This window comes from Streptomyces sp. NPDC057939 (genome assembly GCF_042887545.1).
In the GTDB taxonomy this organism is placed as follows: Bacteria; Actinomycetota; Actinomycetes; order Streptomycetales; family Streptomycetaceae; genus Streptomyces.
The window spans coordinates 442,836-459,646 of record NZ_JBHVPG010000001.1 but is presented as its reverse complement, the minus strand read 5'-3'; the positions used below and the strand labels follow the sequence as shown (position 1 = coordinate 459,646).

The following is a 16,811-nucleotide window of genomic DNA, read 5'->3' as shown; positions in this document are numbered from 1 at the left end:
ACCTCAAGGGGGTGGCATGTCCGTAGACCAGGGCAGCTCCAAAGTGCTCACGCTCGTCAAGCGTGAGCAGCCGGCTGTGTCCGACCGCTCGGAAGCCATCGACACCCGCACCCTCTCCCGCTCCCTCTTCCGGCGACTTGCCGCCCTGGACGCGGACAGCCCCGAACGGACCTATGTACGCGACACCCTGATCGAGCTGAACCTGCCGCTCGTGCGCTACGCGGCGGCCCGCTTCCGCAGCCGCAACGAGCCGATGGAGGACATCGTCCAGGTCGGCACGATCGGCCTGATCAAGGCGATCGACCGCTTCGACTGCGAACGCGGGGTCGAGTTCCCGACGTTCGCGATGCCGACCGTCGTGGGCGAGATCAAGCGGTTCTTCCGGGACACCTCCTGGTCGGTCCGCGTCCCGCGCCGGCTCCAGGAACTGCGCCTCGCGCTGACCAAGGCCAGCGACGAGCTCGCCCAGAAGCTCGACCGGTCGCCGACCGTTCCCGAGCTCGCGGCCGTGCTCGGGGTCACCGAGGAGGAGGTCGTCGACGGTCTCGCCGTCGGCAACGCCTACACCGCCTCCTCGCTCGACTCGCCCTCCCCGGAGGACGAGGGCGGCGAGGGCTCCCTCGCGGACCGGCTGGGGTACGAGGACACCGCGCTCGAAGGTGTCGAGTACCGCGAGTCCCTGAAGCCGCTGCTGGCCAAACTCCCGCCCCGGGAACGGCAGATCATCATGCTGCGGTTCTTCGCGAACATGACCCAGTCGCAGATCGGCGAGGAGGTCGGCATCTCCCAGATGCACGTCTCCCGACTGCTGACGCGCACGCTCGCGCAGCTCCGCGTGGGCCTGATCGGCGAGTAGGGGGTTCGGCCCTCCCCGGTGGGGGGCCGAACCTTTCGCACAGGGTTCCTATTTGACGTGGCGTCAGGAAAACTGGCGCGATGCGAACGGGATCCCGCGCGGCGCTCGCCCTGACCCTGTGCTGCACGGCCGCCGCCGCCCTCACCGGCTGCGGGGGCACGGCACGGGACGGCTACCTCGCCGTGGGCGCGGCCGCCCCCGGGCCCGAGAGGGGCGCGGGGGAGAACGTCGCGCCCCGCGCCGGGGTGGAGTTCCAGCCCCTCGCGGCGCCACCGCCCGAGGCCCCGGCGGGATCCTCCGTCTCGGCGTCCGTCCCCGCGACGGGCACCCCCTCCGACACCGGCCCTACGATGCCCACCGCCCCGGGGTCACAGCAGCCCCCCGGGGGCTCCGGCGAAGGCGGAGGGACGGCCACCGCCCCGGGCGGCCCCGCCCCGGAACCCGGCACCCCGCCGGCGCCGGGCCGACCCGCCACGCCCGGCGGCACCCCGCCCGGGCAACCGGGCACCACCGGCGGCGCCGGAACGCCCGGCACCCCCGGAACACCGGGTACGCCCGCCCCTCCGACGCCGAAGCCCGGAACCGGCACGCCCAAGCCGCCGACGCCGCCGCCCGCGACCGCGGCGAAGCTGTCGCTGAGCGCACCGACCCGCGCGGCGGCGTCCGAACGACGGTGCGAGCGCGTCACGGTCACGTTCACCAACACCGGCGGCACGGCCGCCCGTTCGGGCACGGTCGGCTTCGAGACGCACATCATCGGCGCGCTCGGCATCGACTGGGCCACGATCCACACCTCCCAGCCGCTGCCCGGCCCCATCGCGGCCGGCGTCGCGAGGACGCAGACGTACACGGTGTGCGTGGAGGCCTGGCGGGTTCCGCTGGGCATGCGGGTGGAGACCCGCGAGGTCACCGCGTCCTGGAGCTAGACCGCCCCGCCCCTTTCGGATCCTGCCGGGGGATCAGCGCAGGACCAGCCAGAGGGCCGCGCCGATCACCAGGATCAGGGCGAGGGCCAGGGCGATCTTGACCCCGTTCCCCCCGCCCGCGGCCTTCTGTCGCCGTCGGGCGCCCGGAACCGACGGAGTGCGGGCCGGTGCGGCCTCCTCGACGAACGCGCGGAACATCTGCGTGCTGCCCGCGGGGTCGTAGCCGCCCTCGGGTCCGGGAGAGTCGTGGTTCGCAGCCATGGCCCAGGACCCTAGCGGGTTCCGGTGCCGGTTTTCCGCCGCCGGCGGGTTTTCCGATTCCTTTACCGCCGGACCCCCCGGATTCATTTGCCTGTAGCAACCATCGGCTTCTATGGTTGCCCTAAGCAACAAGATGGGGGGCATTCCGGTGACCACGCGAACAGCGCGGAGCGGCACCCGGTACGAGGAGCTGGCCCGCCAGCTCACCGGTATCGGAGCGGTCAAGCGCGACCTGGCCCGGATCCTGCCCCACGACTGCCCGCCCGGCTCCGCCGCCGTCCTGACCGTGCTCGACCGGCACGGGGAGATGCGACTGAGCCGGCTGTCCGAGTTCATGGCCGTCGACATCTCGGTGACCAGCCGCCACGTGGCCCACGTGGCCCGGCGCGGCTGGATCGAGCGGGAGACCGACCCGGTCGACGGCCGCTGCCGGATCCTGCGCCTCACCCCGTCGGGACGCGCGCTGCTCGCCGAGCTCGGCGCCCGCTACACCGGCGCGCTGGAAACGGCCCTGGCCGACTGGTCGGCCGCGGACATCGACGTACTCAACACCCTGCTGGCCCGACTCCGATCGAGCTTCTAGTACTAAGGAAACGCATGGCTACGACCACACCCGGCGGTGTGCGGGAAGGCGGCCGGTCGGAGACCACGTCCGACGGCGCGCCGATGACCCACCCGCAGATCATGAAGGCGCTGTCCGGGCTGATGCTCGGCATGTTCGTGGCGATCCTGTCCTCCACGATCGTCTCGAACGCTCTGCCGCAGATCATCAGCGACCTCGGCGGCACGCAGTCCTCCTACACCTGGGTCGTAACCGCGGCCCTGCTGTCGATGACGGCCGCCACCCCGCTCTGGGGCAAGCTGTCCGACCTCTTCAGCAAGAAGCTGCTCGTCCAGATATCCCTCGTCATCTACGTCCTGGGCTCGGTCGTCGCCGGCCTGTCCCAGAGCACCGGCATGCTCATCGCCTGCCGCGTGGTCCAGGGCATCGGCGTCGGCGGCCTCTCCGCCCTCGCCCAGATCGTGATGGCCGCGATGATCTCCCCGCGCGAGCGCGGCCGCTACAGCGGCTACCTCGGCGCGGTCTTCGCCGTCGCGACCGTCGGCGGCCCGCTGCTCGGCGGCGTCATCACCGACACCGACTGGCTGGGCTGGCGCTGGTGCTTCTACGTCGGCGTGCCCTTCGCGATCATCGCGCTGATCGTCCTCCAGCGGACCCTGCACCTCCCGGTCGTCCGCCGGGACGTCAAGGTCGACTGGCTCGGCGCCTTCCTGATCAGCGGCTCGGTCTCGCTGCTGCTGATCTGGGTCACGCAGGCCGGTGACTCCTACGCGTGGATCTCCTGGCAGACCTGGGCGATGACCGGCGGCGCGGTGGCGCTCGGCCTGCTCTTCGTCCTCGTCGAGTCCCGCGCGAGCGACCCGATCATCCCGCTGCGGCTGTTCCGCAACAAGACCATCACCCTGGCTTCGGCGGCCTCGCTCTTCGTCGGCATCGCGATGTTCTCCGGCACGGTCTTCTTCAGCCAGTACTTCCAGCTGGCCCGCAACGAGTCCCCCACCATGTCCGGCGTGCTGACCATCCCGATGATCGCCGGCCTGTTCGTCTCCTCCACCGTCTCCGGCCAGGTCATCACCAAGACCGGCCGGTGGAAGGCCTGGCTCGTCTCGGGCGCCGTCCTGCTCACCGTCGGACTCGGCCTGCTGGGCAGCCTGCGCCACGACACCCCGTACTGGCACATCGCCGTCTACATGGCGCTGACCGGCCTCGGCCTCGGCATGATGATGCAGAACCTGGTCCTCGCCACGCAGAACCAGGTGGCCCCCGAGGACCTCGGCGCGGCCAGCTCCGTCGTCACCTTCTTCCGCTCGCTCGGCGGTGCCATGGGCGTCTCGGCACTCGGCGCGGTCATGGCCACCCGGGTCACCCACTACGTCCAGGACGGTCTCACCGCCCTCGGCCCGAAGGCCGCGGCGATGGGCCACGGCGGAACCGCCGGAGGCGGGATCCCCGACCTCGACAAGCTGCCCGCGCCGTTCCGGACCGTCATCGAGTCCGCGTACGGCCACGGGGTCGGCGACGTCTTCCTCTACGCCGCCCCGTTCGCGCTGCTCTCCCTGGTGCTGGTGCTGTTCATCAAGGAGGTCGCGCTCAAGTCGAATCCGGCCGCGCACGCCCCGACGGCCGAGGGCTCCACGACCCCGGTCGGTGTCGGGACGCACGCCGACGCGGCGGAGCGGGCCGCCGTCGACGCCGACGCCCTGAGCAAGGCGGGCAAGGGGTCGGCCGGGTACTAACCCCGGGATCCGCCGGTGGTGGCGGCGCCGGTCTTGGCCTCGATGCCCGCGATCAGGACGTCGAGCGCCAGGCCGAAGTCCGCGTCGGGAGCCCGGCGGCCGGACCCGTCGCAGCCGATCGGCCCGCCACCGGTCAGGAACCGGCAGACGGCGAGGTGGGCGCCGGTACGACCGGCGCCCACCAGTCCCGCGTCGTCCAACAGCCGTTGCAGGGCCGCGTCGAAGGCCCGCGCGTGCGGGCCGATGTTCGGGTGGACGACGCTGAGCGGGACCACCCACGGATGCTCCGCCAGCAGCTCGCGGTAACCGCGCGCCAGCTCCCGCAACCGGTCGGGCCAGGTGTCCCGCGCGGCCGGACCGACCGGGAGCCGTTGCCCGCCCAGGGCGCTGTCCAGGGCGAGTTCGAGCAGATCGTGCCTGGTGTCGACGTACCAGTACAGGGACATCGCGGTCACCCCGAGTTCGGTGGCCAGCCGACGCATCGAGAAGCGGGCCAGCCCCTCCGCGTCGAGCAACCGTACGGTGGCCGCGGTGATCCGGTCCCGGTCCAGCCCCGAGGGGGACTCGCTCCTGCGCCGGACGGGGGCGACGGGCCCGACGGCCCGCCACACACTGGTCCCGGCCTCGTCCGGATCGGCTTCGCTCACCATGGAGGCACCCTCCTCACCACAGGGGGATCAGCCCGGAATGCCCGGTCCGCCCTCTTGATGCTAGGGGGTGCCTCCGCCCCGCCGCCCGGATCGGGGTGGGATCAGGACGCGGATCAGGACGTGGATCAGGACGCGCCGGTCAGGTCGTAGAAGGTGGTCCCGCCGATGCTGGTGGCCTCGAAGTTGGCCTTCACCCAGCTCTCGATGGCGGACCCCGCGGCCCCGCCGGGGCGGCCTCCACCGCCGCCCCCGCCACCGGGGGTCGTGGCGGCCGGGGCGCCGGGACGGTTTCCGGCGGCCTGGTTCCCGGAGGCCTGGTTCTCGGAGGCCTGGTTTCCGGAGGCCTGGTTTCCGGCCTGGGCGATGAACCAGTGGATGCGGCCGGCCTTCACGTAGGCCTGGAACTGCTCCAGGGTCGGGGAGGGGTCGCTCCCGTTGAACCCACCGATGGCCATCACCGGTTCGCCGGAGGCCAGCTGGTAGCTCGCCGCGTTCTGCGACCCGACGGCCGCCGCCGCCCAGGTGTACCGGTCGGCGTCCTTCCGCAGGGCCGCCTCGGCCTCCGCCCCGACCCGGGTGCCGCCGAGCAACCCGCCCATGCCGCCCGCGCCACCGGGTCCACGGCCGGCGCCGCCGTCGGCACCCGGGACGCCCCGGCCGGCGCGGCCGTCCGCGGCGCCCGTGCCGTCGGTGCCGTCCGTGGCGTTCATGCCGCCCCCGCGTCCGCCGGGAACCGGTGCACCCGCCGGGAAGCCCCCGGGCGGGGCCTCGCCGCCGGGCCCCTGCCGCATTCCGCCGGGGCCGCCGCGGCCACCCGCCACGGCCGGACCGGCCGTCACGATGGAGCCCGTGTGGCCGGCGCTCACGGTGGTCAGGCAGTACGCGAGCGGGCCCGCCAGAGCGGCCGCCAACCCCAGTGCCGCCGTCGCCCGCAGCAGTCGCCGGTCGAGGCGGGCGCCGAGGGCCAGCGCCACCGCGGCGGTCCCGCCCGCCACCAGGACCGCCCACCGCAGCCACGGCAGGTACCCGTCGGACCGGCCGAGCAGGACGAAGGACCAGTACGCGGTCAGCGCGAGGGTCCCGGAGAGGGTGAACGCCGCGGCCCGGGAACCCCGTTCCTCCCACAGCAGGGCCACTCCCATCCCGGTCAGGGCGGCCGCGAACGGCGCCAGCGCGACGGTGTAGTACTCGTGGAAGATGCCCTGCATCCAGCTGAAGACCACGGCCGTGATCAGCAGGCAGCCGCCCCAGGCGAGGAAGGCCGCGCGGGCCATTCCCTCCAGGGAATCGGTGGCCCGACGGGCCCGCCAGGTGATCACCAGACCGGCGACCAGCAGGATCAGGGCGGCGGGCAGCAGCCAGGAGATCTGCCCTCCCACATTGGCCGAGAAGAGCCGGTCGATGCCGGTCTCGCCCCAGCCGCCACCGCCGCCACCGCCGCCCGGGCGGCCACCGCCGCCGACGCTGCCGGTCTCGTTCCCGTTGATCCGGCCCAGGCCGTTGTAGCCGAGGGTCAGTTCAAGGAAGGAGTTGTTCTGGGAGCCGCCGATGTACGGCCGGGAGGCCGCGGGCCACAGCTCCACCACGGCGACCCACCAGCCGCCCGCCACCACCGCGGCCACCCCCGCCGACAGCAGCTGGGCCAGGCGCCGGCGCAGCCGGGTCGGCGCGCAGACCGCGTACAGCAGGGCGAGGGGCGGCAGGATGACGAAGGCCTGGAGGGTCTTGGTGAGGAAGGCGAAGCCGACGGCGACACCGGCCCAGAGGAGCCAGCGGGTGTGTGCCCCCTCCAGGGCGCGCAGTACGCAGTACACGGTGACGGTCAGCAGGAGGGTGAGCAGCGCGTCCGGGTTGTTGAAGCGGAACATGAGCGCGGCGACCGGTGTGAGCGCGAAGGCGCTGCCGCTGAGCAGGGCCGCGCCGGGCCCGAACTGACGTCGTACGGAGGCGTGGAGCACCGCGGTGGCGCCCACGCCCATCAGCGCCTGCGGGACGAGGATCTGCCAGGAGCCGAGCCCGAAGAGTCGTACGGACAGCGCCATGGGCCACAGGGCGGCCGGGGGCTTGTCGACGGTGATGGAGTTCCCGGCGTCGGAGGAGCCGAAGAAGAAGGCCTTCCAGCTCTCCGAACCGGCCTGGACGGCCGCGGAGTAGAAGGAGTTGGCGTAGCCCGACGCGCCCAGGTTCCAGAGGAGCAGCAGGGCCGTGCACAGGAGCAGGGCGACGTACGCGGGCCGTTCCCAGCGCGGCCGTACGGCCGTCGCCGGGAGGGTGACGGGTGCGGGTTCGGGTGCGGCTGGTGGGAAGAGCGGCAGTGCGGCCGTGGTCACGGGCCCTCCTGGGTCGTCGGGACGGCGGTGGGGTCCGTCTGGGGCGTGGGGTGGATGGGGGTCACGGGACGGATCGGGTTCACGGGGTGGATCGGGGTGATGAGGTCCGCCGGGGTCCCGAGGTCGATCGGGGTCGTGGGCCGCGGGGCCGGGTCGGGGAAGACCCAGGACCGCAGGAGCAGGAAGCGGAGCACGGTGGCCGCGAGGTTCGCGGTGATCAGGACGGCCAGTTCGGTGCCGTGCGACGGCTCGGCGCCGGCCGCGGCGAGCGCGGCCAGCGAACCGCTGGTCAGGGCCAGCCCGATGCCGAACACGACGAGGCCCTGGGCCTGGTGGCGGATCGCCCGGGCCCGACCGCGTACGCCGAAGGTGAACCGCCGGTTGGCGGCGGTGTTGGCGACGGCGCAGAGCAGCAGGGCGGCAGCGTTGGCGCCCTGCGGTCCGATCGCGCCCCGCAGGGCGGAGTAGAGCAACAGGTGGAGGAGGGTGCTCAGGGCCCCGACGGCGCAGAAGCCCAGGAGCTGGCGGGCCAGCCCCCGGGGGACGCCGGGCAGGGCGGTCCGGTCGCGGGGGTCGTCCCCGAAGGGTCGGGCGAGCCGGTCGAGGGGGAGCGCTCCGACGGCCAGGGCCCGGCCCACCCGCCACATCCCCTTGAGGTCCTCGGCTGCGGTGCGCGCGATGTGGACGGTGGAGTCGGGGTCGTCGACCCAGTCCACGGGGACCTCGTGGATGCGCAGGCCGGCCCGCTCGGCGAGCACCAGCAGTTCGGTGTCGAAGAACCAGCCGGAATCCTCCACCAGGGGCAGCAGGCGCTCGGCGACCTCGCCGCGGACGGCCTTGAACCCGCACTGGGCGTCGCTGAACCGGGCGGCGAGCGACGAACGCAGCAGCAGGTTGTACGCCCGTGAGACGAACTCCCGCTTCGCGCCCCGCACCACCCGCGAGGAACGGGCGAGCCGGGTGCCGATCGCGAGGTCGGAGTGACCGGAGATCAGGGGGGCGACCAGTGGCAGGAGGGCGTTCAGGTCCGTGGAGAGGTCCACGTCCATGTACGCGAGGACGGGCGCCTCCGACCGGGACCAGACGGTGCGCAGGGCCCTGCCGCGGCCCTTCTCCTCCAGCCGGACGCTGCGCACCTCCGCGCACCCGACGGCGAGGGCGGCCGCGACCTGCGGGGTGCGGTCGGTGCTCGCGTTGTCGGCGATGGTGATGCGGAAGGGGTAGGGGAAGGTGCGCGTGAGGTGGGCGTGCAGCCGGCGGACGCAGGGGCCGAGGTCCTTCTCCTCGTTGAAGACCGGGATCACCACGTCGAGTACGGGCACACCGGGCAGGGGCGCGAGGGGCGTCCGTGCCGGAAGGGCCCCGGGAGAGGCGTCGGTTGACATGGGACGACCCTCGCGGGGCGGCCTGTCACCGCTGTGTGCTGAGCCTGTGCCCCGTCTGTGAGTCCGCGTGGTCGCCGAGGTCCTGGGCGGGGGCGAGCGGCAGGTGCACCTCGAAGGAGGTCCGGCCGGGTGCGCTGCGCACGCCGACCCGTCCGCCGTGCGCCGAGACGACGGCGTGGACGATGGCGAGTCCGAGGCCGGTGGATCCGGCCGCCCGGGATCTGGAGGCGTCCCCCCGGGCGAACCGTTCGAAGACGTGGGGCAACAGCTCGGGCGGGATGCCGGGCCCGTCGTCCTCGATCAGCAGCCGGACGGCGGATGTTTCACGTGAAACACGCGCGGTGACCGTCGTGCCGGGCGGGGTGTGCGTGCGGGCGTTGGCCAGGAGGTTCACCAGCACCTGCTGGATCCTGGCCGGGTCGGCGCGTACGGGTACGGGCTCGTCGGGGAGGTCGAGCCGCCAGTGGTGGCCCGGGCCGGCGGCCCGGGCATCGCTGACGGCGTCCACGACGAGCGGCGCGAGGTCGGTGTCGGTGGCGTCGGCGGACAGCGGGCGGCCGGCGTCGAGCCGGGCCAAGAGCAGGAGGTCCTCGACGAGGCCCGTCATCCGGGTGGCCTCGGATTCGATCCGCCCCAGTGCGTGCCGGGTGTCGGGGCCGGGTTCCTCCCGCCCCCGGCGGGTGAGTTCGGCGTACCCCCGGATGGAGGCGAGCGGGGTGCGCAGCTCGTGGCTGGCGTCGGCGACGAACTGCCGGACCCGTGTTTCGCTCTCCTGGCGGGCGGTGAGCGCGGAGGAGACGTGGCCCAACATCCGGTTCAGTGCCGCGCCTACCTGGCCCACCTCGGTACGGGGATCGGCCTCGGCGTCGGGGACCCGTTCGTGCAGGGCGGGCTCCCCGCTGTGCAGGGGCAGTTCGGAGACCCGGGTGGCGGTGGCGGCGACGCGGCGCAGCGGCCGCAGGGCGACCCCGACCAGGGCCTGTCCGGCGAGGGAGGCGGCGATCAGCCCGGCCAGGGTGACGGAGACCTCGACCCCGATCAGGGTGTGCACCGTACGGTCGACGTCGCGGAGCGGGATCGCGAGGACCAGGCTCCCGCCGGGCGCGGTCTGCGCCCGGTAGCCCCCGAGGCCGGGCAGCTCCAGCTCCACGGGCGCGCCGCCGCCCTGCGCGGCCTTGCGCGCGACACCGGCCAGGGCCTCGGTCTGGGCCTCGGTGAGGGCGCGCAGGTGATCGGGCGCGGATCCGTCGGCGGGTGTGCTGCGGGCGGTACCGAGGACCTTGCCGGTGGGGTCGAGGCGGATCCCGGCGGTGTTCTGCGGGTTTCCGGGGGCCAGGACGAAGCCGAGGGCGTTGTCCCGGGCCGCCTTGCCCGCGCCGGGGCCCCGGACCGCGATGCCCAGGGAGACGTTCAGTTGCTCGTCGAGCCGGTCGACCAGGTAGGACCGCAGCGCGAGGGTGGTGACGGTACCGATGGCCGCGCCGACGACCGCGATCAGCGCCACCGCCGAAACCACCAGCCGGGTCCGCAGGGACCACGGCCGGCGACCGGAGCGGCGACCGGCACGGGGGGCCGTGCGGCGGGCCGGCCGGGGGAGGCGTAGGGGCACTACTCGGCCGGCTTGATGAGGTAGCCCGCGCCGCGCCGGGTGTGGATCATCGGGGGCAGGCCGGTGCCCGCTTCCAGCTTGCGGCGCAGGTAGGAGATGTAGAGCTCCACCACGTTGGCCTGGCCGCCGAAGTCGTAGGACCAGACGCGGTCCAGGATCTGCGCCTTGCTGAGCACGCGGCGCGGGTTGCGCATGAGGTAGCGCAGCAGCTCGAACTCGGTGGCGGTCAGGTGGACCTCCTGGCCGCCCCGGACCACCTCGTGGCTGTCCTCGTCGAGCCGCAGGTCCCCGACGGCCAGGACGGAGCCGCCGCGTGCGACCTGCGCGGCGCCCGAACGGCGGACCAGGCCGCGCAGCCGGGCCACGACCTCCTCCAGGCTGAACGGCTTGGTGACGTAGTCGTCGCCGCCGGCCGTCAGGCCCGCGATCCGGTCCTCGACCGAGTCCCTGGCCGTCAGGAACAGCACCGGCACCTGCGGGATTTCCCGCCGCAGTCGGCCGAGCACCGCCAGGCCGTCCATGTCCGGGAGCATGATGTCCAGCACGACCACGTCCGGCCGGAACTCCCGCGCCGCCCGAACGGCGCCCGCCCCGTCGCCCGCGCTGCGGACCTCGCAGCCCTCGTAGCGCAGGGCCATGGACAGCAGCTCGGAGAGGGAGGCCTCGTCGTCGACGACGAGGACCCGGCAGGGTCCCCCGTCGGGGCGCACGAGGGCCGTCGGGTTGCCGGTGGACGTGGACGCGTGGGAGGTGGTCGTCGCAGTCATGGGTTCACGCTGGCCGCCGCCTCTGAGAGCGTTCTTGCCCCTTCCTGTGAATCTCCTGAGAAACGCCGGAGGGGTCGGCGGGCGGCCCGGTCCGGGGTCGCGGGCCCGGAGCGCCGGGCTGCAGCCGGGCGTCAGCCGTCGAGGCGGAACAGTCGGGCGCCGTTGTCGTGACAGACGGCCCGCAGCCAGTCGTCGCCGAGACCGAGGCGTTCCAGGGCCTCCAGCTGGTGCTCGTAGGGGTAGGGGATGTTCGGGAAGTCTGTGCCGAGCAGGATGCGGTCGCCGAGGTCCGCGAGGCGCCCGAGGTCCCCGGGCGGGAAGCCGCTGAACTGCTCGGAGAAGTCGGTGAAGGCCATGGTGGTGTCGAGGCGGACCTCCGGGTACCGGTCGGCGAGGTCCAGGAAGTCCGCGTACTCGGGCATGCCCATGTGCGCGACGACCAGGGGAAGCCGGGGGTGGCGGGCCAGCAGCCGGGCGATCGGTTCGGGGCCGGTGTGCTTGCCCGGGACGGGGCCCGAACCGCAGTGGATCACGATGGGGGTGCCGGCCTCGGCGAGCATGCCCCAGACCGGTTCGAGCCGGTCGTCGTTCGGGTCGTAGCCGCCGACCTGGAGGTGCGCCTTGAAGACGCGGGCCCCGGCGTCGAGGGCGCGGCGCACGTACGCGGCGGCTCCCTCCTCCGGGAAGAAGGTCGCGGTGTGCAGGCAGTCGGGGGTGCGGGCGGCGAAGCCGACGGCCCAGGAGTTGAGCCAGGCGGCCATCTCCGGCTTGTGTGGGTAGAGCATGGCGGTGAAGGCCCGGACCCCGAACTCCCGGAGCAGGGCGATGCGCTGCTCCTCCTCGTGCCGGTAGGTGATGGGCCATTCGACCCCGGTCAGCGGGCCGGCCGCGTCGAAGTACTCCCACACCTTGTCCAGGACCCGCTCGGGCATGAAGTGGGTGTGGACGTCGACCAGTCCCGGCAGCCCGAGCCGCTCCCGGAAGGCCCGGACCGTCCGGACCGTCTCAGCCGTTGCGGACAAAGCCGTGGCTCCGTTCGACCGTCGCGACGTGCAGGGTGTAGCTGTCGTACCAGTGGGCGCGGCCCTGTTTCATGGCCGCCTGGTGCTCCATGTCCTCTCTCCAGACGGTGAGGGACTCGTGGTCGCGGAAGTAGGCGACGGTGATGCCGAGGCCGCCGGGGATGCGCGCGGACTCGTATCCGAGGAAGCCGGGGTTCTCCGCGACGATCTCGTTCATCCGGGCGTTGGTCTCGGGGTATCCGCTCTCGTCGGGGGTGCGGACATTGCTGAAGACGGCCATGACGTAAGGCGGTTCGAACGCCGGCACGGGCTGGATGCTCATGCCCACCACCCTCGGTCGACGGCTCCGGCATGTCCACCGCAATCGGCCCCGGAAGGCCAAAGGGATCCAAGTTTTGACCTTGCCCGGCGCGTGCGGTCGCCACCCCCCGGGGGGGGCGTCCCCGACCGGTCAGAACAGCCCGTCCTGCGCGGTCTCCGGAGCCGGCGGGGCGATCTCCGCGAGCGGCACGTCGGTGACGACCTCCACCTCCGCGGGTACGGCGACCAGTTCCCACCCGGCCAGGAGCCGGCCGTCCAGCACGAGCCCGTCGGCGAAGTGCAGGTCCGGCCCGGCCGCGCCCACCGGCACGCCCGCCACCGTCCCGCCCGGCACCAGCTCCGTGACCACCCGGACGGGCACCGGCAGCCCGGCCAACCCGAACGGGCCGGCGTGGTCGGTGACCTCGCAGGGCAGCCGCTCCAGGGATTCCGGCCATCCGGGCAGGGCGGCCGACCGGGCGTGCAGCTCGGCGACCTCACGGGCCCGCTCCGGCTCGGGGGGCAGCATGCCGCGCAGGACGCGCTTGCGCGCGTAGGCGATCCGGTCCGGGACCCCGAGGGCGGCGCGCAGCAGTTCCTCGGTGCGGCGCGCGGCCATCAACGGGCCCCGCCCCAGCCAGGTCCACGTCACCGCGCCCTGCTCCAGGAGGCGGGCCGGGCCGCGTTCCTCGGCCGTGATGCCGACCTTGACCGTGTCGGGGCCGAACCACGCCAGGTAGACCCGGTAGGGACGCGGGTCGGCGACGTTGGTGTCGGCGGCCACCGAGAAGGACCGGTCCAGCCGGGCGCACTCGGGGCACTGGGCGTTCCCGATGCGGCCCGGTACCGCCTGTCCGGTGGGGCAGGGGGTGCGCCTGCCGGCCCGCCGCACGCCCAGGCAGCGTCGTTCGCCCAGGGTGGTGAAGGCCAGCCGCTGCCCGAGGGCGAGCGGGCTGTCGCGGTCCGCGCGGCCGGTCCAGCCGATGGCGGGGCGCCCGGCCGCCCATCGGATCCCGGTGCACCTCCAGGTCACAGCGGGAGCGGCCGTTCGAAGAAGGTGTCGAGGACGACGGTGGCGTGGGTGCCGCTGACCCCGTCGATCGCGTACAGCCGGCGCAGTACGTCCTGCAGTTGCTCGGTGGAGGCCGTGCGGACCTTGACCAGCACGGAGGCGCTGCCGGCGATGACGTGGGCCTCCTGGATCTCCGGGATCGCCTCGAACGCGGGCCCGGCCTCGCCCATCCACGTGCGGGAGTCGACCATCACGTAGGCGAGCACCCCGCTGCCCACGGCGGCCGGGTCGACGTCGACGGTGGTCCGCCGGATGACCCCGCGTTCGCGGAGCTTGCGCACCCGTTCGTGGGTCGCCCCGGCCGAGAGCCCGACGGCGGCGCCGAGGGCTGCGTACGACTGACCCGCGTCCTGCTGGAGACACAGGACGAGCGCCCGGTCGATGTCGTCCACGCGATCTTCCTCTCATGAGCCGGCAGCTCTTGCGAAGACGGTACCTGATCCTGCAATCTCACCATCACACCGAACACCATTCGGAGAACTGGAATACAAGGGGAAGAATGTCAGCCATAGCCGACCTCGGCCTGTACGAGATCCTGGACGAACGTTTCCGTACCGGCCGCTGCGCCAACGGCGACGCCCGCCTGGAGCGGCTGTACGACGACTGCCGCTGGGCCGAGGGGCCCCTGTACCTACCGGCCTGGCGCCAGTTGGTGTGGAGCGACATCCCGAACGACCGGATGCTGCGCTGGGACGAGACCACGGGCGCGGTCTCGGTGTTCCGCTCCCCCGCGGGCCACTCCAACGGCAACACCCTGGACCGCGAGGGCCGCCTGATCACCTGTGAGCAGGGCAACCGCCGCGTCACCCGGACCGAACACGACGGGCGGATCACGGTGATCGCCGACCGCTGGAACGGCAAGCGGCTCAACAGCCCGAACGACGCGGTGGTCCGCTCGGACGGCTCCATCTGGTTCTCCGACCCGGACTTCGGCATCACCAGCGACTACGAGGGACACCGGGCGCCGAGCGAGATCGGCGCCTGCAACCTCTACCGCGCCGACCCGACCACCGGTGAGGTCCGCCTCGTCGCGGACGACTTCCTCGGCCCGAACGGGCTGGTCTTCTCCCCGGACGAGAGGGAGCTGTACGCCGCCGACACCCGCGCCGGCCACATCCGCGCCTTCGAGGTCGCCGCGGACGGCACCCTCAGCGGAGACCGCGTCTTCGCGACCTGCCCCGGGGTCGACAACATCCGCTTCGACGACGAGGGCCGACTGTGGGCGGCCGCGATGGATTCGGGGGTGCACTGCCATGCGGCGGACGGTGACCTCATCGGCCGCGTGCACGTCCCGGAGCCCGTCTCGAACATCGCCTTCGGCGGCCCGAAGAACAACCGCCTCTTCATCACCGCCACCACCTCGCTCTACTCGCTGGTGATGTCCGTGACGGGCCTGCCGCGCGTCCGGACCTGACCACCGACCGACCGGGGTCGTGTTTCACGTGAAACACGACCCCACCGTCGGGGCCCGCGTCGGCAGGGCCCCGGGGGCCGACACCGGCACCGACACCGGTGCCGACTATCGGGCGACGAACTGGGTCAGGATCGCCTGCACCTCGTAGATGTCGACGCCCTTGGTGAAGGTCTTCTCGATCGGCGCCGGGGCACCCGATATCCAGATCTTGAGCTCGGCGTCCATGTCGAAGTGACCGGCCGTCTCCACCGAGAAGTGCGTGATGCTCCGGTAGGGGATCGAGTGGTACTCCACCTTCTTCCCCGTGAGCCCCTGCTTGTCGACGAGGACCAGCCGCCGGTCGGTGAACAGGATCGTGTCCCGGATCAGCAGGAAGGCGGCGTGCACCTGCTCGCCGTTCCCCAGCAGCCGGGCGTAGTCCCGCTGCGCCGAAACCGGATCGACGGTGTGCGCGTTCCCGAACAGACCCATGGGTCCCCCCTCGAAGGATCGAAATGATCAACGGTCCTTCGAAGGCTAGCGACGGCGATGTCAAGGCAACGCAAAAGGCCCCCCGGTGAACCGGGGGGCCTTTTCGGCTGTGCACTCGGCAGGATTCGAACCTGCAACCTTCTGATCCGTAGTCAGATGCTCTATCCGTTAAGCTACGAGTGCTTGGGCTTCCCGGGGTTTTGCGCCCCGTTGGCCTTGCGAGAACAACAATACATGGACCTCGGCGGGACGCGAAATCCATTAGCCCCACCCCTTCTGACCTGCGAAAACGCCTCAGAAGAAGATCGTCCGGTCGCCCTCGGGGGAGTCCGGCGCGCCCTCGCACGGGCCCTCCCGCGCACGACCGGCCGGTGCCGGGCCGCCCGAGTCAACACCCCGGAACGCACCGAAGCCCCGGTCCGTGTGGACCGGGGCTTCGTCAGGTGCGGAGGCGGAGGGATTTGAACCCTCGATGGGGGGTAAGCCCCAAACCGCATTAGCAGTGCGGCGCCATAGACCGGACTAGGCGACGCCTCCAGCACACCCCCGCGTACGAAGGTGCGTGCAGATGATGACACAGCCGCAGGGCCGCTCACCAATCCGCTCCCACGGTACAAGGAGCCGGGGGCGCAGGGCAAAGCCTTAAGCCCTTCCCGCGAAAGCCGCGCGGCGGCCGGGTGCCGCGCGGGGCGAACCGCCGTCCGCGGGGCGGCCCGCCGCGCGCGTGCCCGTCCGTCCTCCCCCGGCCTTCCGGGATCGGTCACGGCCCCGGAAGGCACCCCGGGCCGGCCGGTCACGGCACACACGTGCGGCACACGTACGGCAGACATCCCCGCCCGGTACGCAACATCGGAGCCGGCGCGTCGTTGGTGGGGCGTACGACGTACGGACGACCTGGAGTGCCCCATGCTGCGTCTCGCCGCCTTCGCCGTCACCTCAGCCCTGGCCGCAGCGGTCGCCGGCCCCCTGCCGCCGCTGCCGTCCCTGCCGGTGGCACGGCTGCTGTCCGCCCCCGAACCCGACCACCTCACCATCGCCGTCTCCGAGACCGGCAACCGGTTCCTCGACGGCGAGTACCGGTTGGAGTGCGACCCCGTCGCCGGCAACCACCCCGAGGCGAAGAAGGCCTGCGCGCGTCTCGACGAGCTCGCCCGGCAGGGCAAGAACCCCTTCGCGCCCGAGCCGAAGCGGCAGATCTGCACCTTCCAGGACGGGGGTCCCGCGACCGCCCGCGTCACCGGTACGTGGCGCGGCGAGAAGGTGGACAGCACCTTCCGGCGGCAGAACGGATGCGACATCGCCCGGTGGAACGACCTGGAACCTGTGCTTCCGAGTGCGCGTTCCTGACCTGGGAGTATGCGCGGGATGCGCGGTTTCCCCCGTACATCCGCCACCTCCCCGCGGGGCCGTGCCCTTAGACTCCTCCCGTGACATGCCGGTAGTCGTGGTC

17 protein-coding genes and 2 tRNA genes are annotated in these 16,811 nt (G+C 72.7%); 6 read left to right on the top strand and 13 right to left on the bottom strand.

The window, feature by feature from the left end; all coding sequences use genetic code 11:
* The first annotated feature begins 16 nt into the window (after positions 1-16).
* Together ACFVS6_RS02100 and ACFVS6_RS02095 are read left to right on the top strand one after the other, a co-directional pair.
* Positions 17-856, top strand: coding sequence for an RNA polymerase sigma factor SigF (locus tag ACFVS6_RS02100; protein WP_281209802.1), 840 nt, complete (start codon positions 17-19; stop codon positions 854-856).
* An 80-nt stretch (positions 857-936) separates the two neighbouring features.
* Entirely contained in the window at positions 937-1,782 is an 846-nt protein-coding gene (locus tag ACFVS6_RS02095) for a hypothetical protein (protein ID WP_389700003.1), read from the top strand.
* A gap of 33 nt (positions 1,783-1,815) precedes the next feature.
* Here ACFVS6_RS02095 and ACFVS6_RS02090 read toward each other — a convergent pair whose 3' ends face one another.
* Complete coding sequence (locus ACFVS6_RS02090; RefSeq protein WP_389700002.1) at positions 1,816-2,043, bottom strand: hypothetical protein; 228 nt, start codon at positions 2,041-2,043, stop codon at positions 1,816-1,818.
* Positions 2,044-2,176: 133 nt separating this feature from the next.
* Here ACFVS6_RS02090 and ACFVS6_RS02085 point away from each other — a divergent pair, with 133 nt between their 5' ends.
* Entirely contained in the window at positions 2,177-2,626 is a 450-nt protein-coding gene (locus ACFVS6_RS02085) for a MarR family winged helix-turn-helix transcriptional regulator (RefSeq protein ID WP_389700041.1), read from the top strand.
* 14 nt (positions 2,627-2,640) lie between these two features.
* Positions 2,641-4,341 carry an MDR family MFS transporter gene (locus ACFVS6_RS02080; protein ID WP_389700001.1) on the top strand — a complete coding sequence of 567 codons (1,701 nt, stop codon included), beginning with the start codon at positions 2,641-2,643 and terminating at the stop codon, positions 4,339-4,341.
* On the opposite strand, the gene ACFVS6_RS02075 is transcribed toward ACFVS6_RS02080, so the two are convergent.
* The 9 genes from ACFVS6_RS02075 to ACFVS6_RS02035 form a co-directional block, all read right to left on the bottom strand.
* Positions 4,338-4,991 carry a TetR/AcrR family transcriptional regulator gene (locus ACFVS6_RS02075; RefSeq protein WP_389700000.1) on the bottom strand — a complete coding sequence of 218 codons (654 nt, stop codon included), beginning with the start codon at positions 4,989-4,991 and terminating at the stop codon, positions 4,338-4,340. The two genes, ACFVS6_RS02080 and ACFVS6_RS02075, sit on opposite strands and share 4 nt — an antisense overlap.
* A 125-nt stretch (positions 4,992-5,116) precedes the next feature.
* Positions 5,117-7,321: a glycosyltransferase family 39 protein gene (locus ACFVS6_RS02070; RefSeq protein WP_389699999.1), complete on the bottom strand. Its 2,205-nt coding sequence runs from the start codon at positions 7,319-7,321 to the stop codon at positions 5,117-5,119.
* Entirely contained in the window at positions 7,318-8,706 is a 1,389-nt protein-coding gene (locus ACFVS6_RS02065; RefSeq protein WP_389699998.1) for a glycosyltransferase, read from the bottom strand. Before ACFVS6_RS02065 ends, ACFVS6_RS02070 begins: the two co-directional genes overlap by 4 nt.
* Positions 8,707-8,731: 25 nt before the next feature.
* The gene (locus tag ACFVS6_RS02060) at positions 8,732-10,210 is read right to left on the bottom strand and encodes a sensor histidine kinase (RefSeq protein ID WP_389699997.1); all 1,479 of its coding nucleotides are present in this window, start codon (positions 10,208-10,210) and stop codon (positions 8,732-8,734) included.
* A gap of 104 nt (positions 10,211-10,314) precedes the next feature.
* Complete coding sequence (locus tag ACFVS6_RS02055; protein WP_389699996.1) at positions 10,315-11,082, bottom strand: response regulator transcription factor; 768 nt, start codon at positions 11,080-11,082, stop codon at positions 10,315-10,317.
* Between the two features lie 131 nt (positions 11,083-11,213).
* Positions 11,214-12,104, bottom strand: coding sequence for an amidohydrolase family protein (locus ACFVS6_RS02050; protein WP_389699995.1), 891 nt, complete (start codon positions 12,102-12,104; stop codon positions 11,214-11,216).
* A complete protein-coding gene (locus ACFVS6_RS02045; RefSeq protein WP_389699994.1) occupies positions 12,088-12,426 on the bottom strand; it encodes an antibiotic biosynthesis monooxygenase family protein in 339 nt (112 codons plus the stop codon). Before ACFVS6_RS02045 ends, ACFVS6_RS02050 begins: the two co-directional genes overlap by 17 nt.
* Positions 12,427-12,555: 129 nt before the next feature.
* On the bottom strand, positions 12,556-13,437 hold the full coding sequence (locus ACFVS6_RS02040) for a DUF2797 domain-containing protein (RefSeq protein ID WP_389699993.1): 882 nt from the start codon (positions 13,435-13,437) through the stop codon (positions 12,556-12,558).
* Positions 13,434-13,868: an Lrp/AsnC family transcriptional regulator gene (locus tag ACFVS6_RS02035; RefSeq protein ID WP_389699992.1), complete on the bottom strand. Its 435-nt coding sequence runs from the start codon at positions 13,866-13,868 to the stop codon at positions 13,434-13,436. Before ACFVS6_RS02035 ends, ACFVS6_RS02040 begins: the two co-directional genes overlap by 4 nt.
* Before the next feature lie 107 nt (positions 13,869-13,975).
* Here ACFVS6_RS02035 and ACFVS6_RS02030 point away from each other — a divergent pair, with 107 nt between their 5' ends.
* Complete coding sequence (locus ACFVS6_RS02030; protein WP_389699991.1) at positions 13,976-14,890, top strand: SMP-30/gluconolactonase/LRE family protein; 915 nt, start codon at positions 13,976-13,978, stop codon at positions 14,888-14,890.
* A gap of 105 nt (positions 14,891-14,995) precedes the next feature.
* Here ACFVS6_RS02030 and ACFVS6_RS02025 read toward each other — a convergent pair whose 3' ends face one another.
* The 3 genes from ACFVS6_RS02025 to ACFVS6_RS02015 all read right to left on the bottom strand — a co-directional run bounded on the left by ACFVS6_RS02025 (position 14,996) and on the right by ACFVS6_RS02015 (position 15,898).
* Positions 14,996-15,361 carry a PH domain-containing protein gene (locus tag ACFVS6_RS02025; RefSeq protein WP_389699990.1) on the bottom strand — a complete coding sequence of 122 codons (366 nt, stop codon included), beginning with the start codon at positions 15,359-15,361 and terminating at the stop codon, positions 14,996-14,998.
* Positions 15,362-15,471: 110 nt separating this feature from the next.
* Positions 15,472-15,544 (bottom strand) — tRNA-Arg (locus tag ACFVS6_RS02020).
* Between the two features lie 263 nt (positions 15,545-15,807).
* Positions 15,808-15,898: transfer RNA gene (locus tag ACFVS6_RS02015), tRNA-Ser, on the bottom strand.
* 369 nt (positions 15,899-16,267) lie between these two features.
* On the opposite strand from ACFVS6_RS02015, the gene ACFVS6_RS02010 reads away from it, so the two are divergent.
* Positions 16,268-16,708: an SSI family serine proteinase inhibitor gene (locus ACFVS6_RS02010; RefSeq protein WP_389699989.1), complete on the top strand. Its 441-nt coding sequence runs from the start codon at positions 16,268-16,270 to the stop codon at positions 16,706-16,708.
* The last annotated feature ends 103 nt before the right edge of the window (positions 16,709-16,811 follow it).

Coding starts and splice junctions, on each gene's coding strand:
- ACFVS6_RS02100 (WP_281209802.1), top strand. CDS start 17: ATGTCCGTAGACCAGGGCAGCTCCAAAGTGCTCACGCTCGTCAAGCGT.
- ACFVS6_RS02095 (WP_389700003.1), top strand. CDS start 937: ATGCGAACGGGATCCCGCGCGGCGCTCGCCCTGACCCTGTGCTGCACG.
- ACFVS6_RS02090 (WP_389700002.1), bottom strand. CDS start 2,043: ATGGCTGCGAACCACGACTCTCCCGGACCCGAGGGCGGCTACGACCCC.
- ACFVS6_RS02085 (WP_389700041.1), top strand. CDS start 2,177: ATGGGGGGCATTCCGGTGACCACGCGAACAGCGCGGAGCGGCACCCGG.
- ACFVS6_RS02080 (WP_389700001.1), top strand. CDS start 2,641: ATGGCTACGACCACACCCGGCGGTGTGCGGGAAGGCGGCCGGTCGGAG.
- ACFVS6_RS02075 (WP_389700000.1), bottom strand. CDS start 4,991: ATGGTGAGCGAAGCCGATCCGGACGAGGCCGGGACCAGTGTGTGGCGG.
- ACFVS6_RS02065 (WP_389699998.1), bottom strand. CDS start 8,706: ATGTCAACCGACGCCTCTCCCGGGGCCCTTCCGGCACGGACGCCCCTC.
- ACFVS6_RS02055 (WP_389699996.1), bottom strand. CDS start 11,082: ATGACTGCGACGACCACCTCCCACGCGTCCACGTCCACCGGCAACCCG.
- ACFVS6_RS02045 (WP_389699994.1), bottom strand. CDS start 12,426: ATGAGCATCCAGCCCGTGCCGGCGTTCGAACCGCCTTACGTCATGGCC.
- ACFVS6_RS02030 (WP_389699991.1), top strand. CDS start 13,976: ATGTCAGCCATAGCCGACCTCGGCCTGTACGAGATCCTGGACGAACGT.
- ACFVS6_RS02025 (WP_389699990.1), bottom strand. CDS start 15,361: ATGGGTCTGTTCGGGAACGCGCACACCGTCGATCCGGTTTCGGCGCAG.
- ACFVS6_RS02010 (WP_389699989.1), top strand. CDS start 16,268: ATGCTGCGTCTCGCCGCCTTCGCCGTCACCTCAGCCCTGGCCGCAGCG.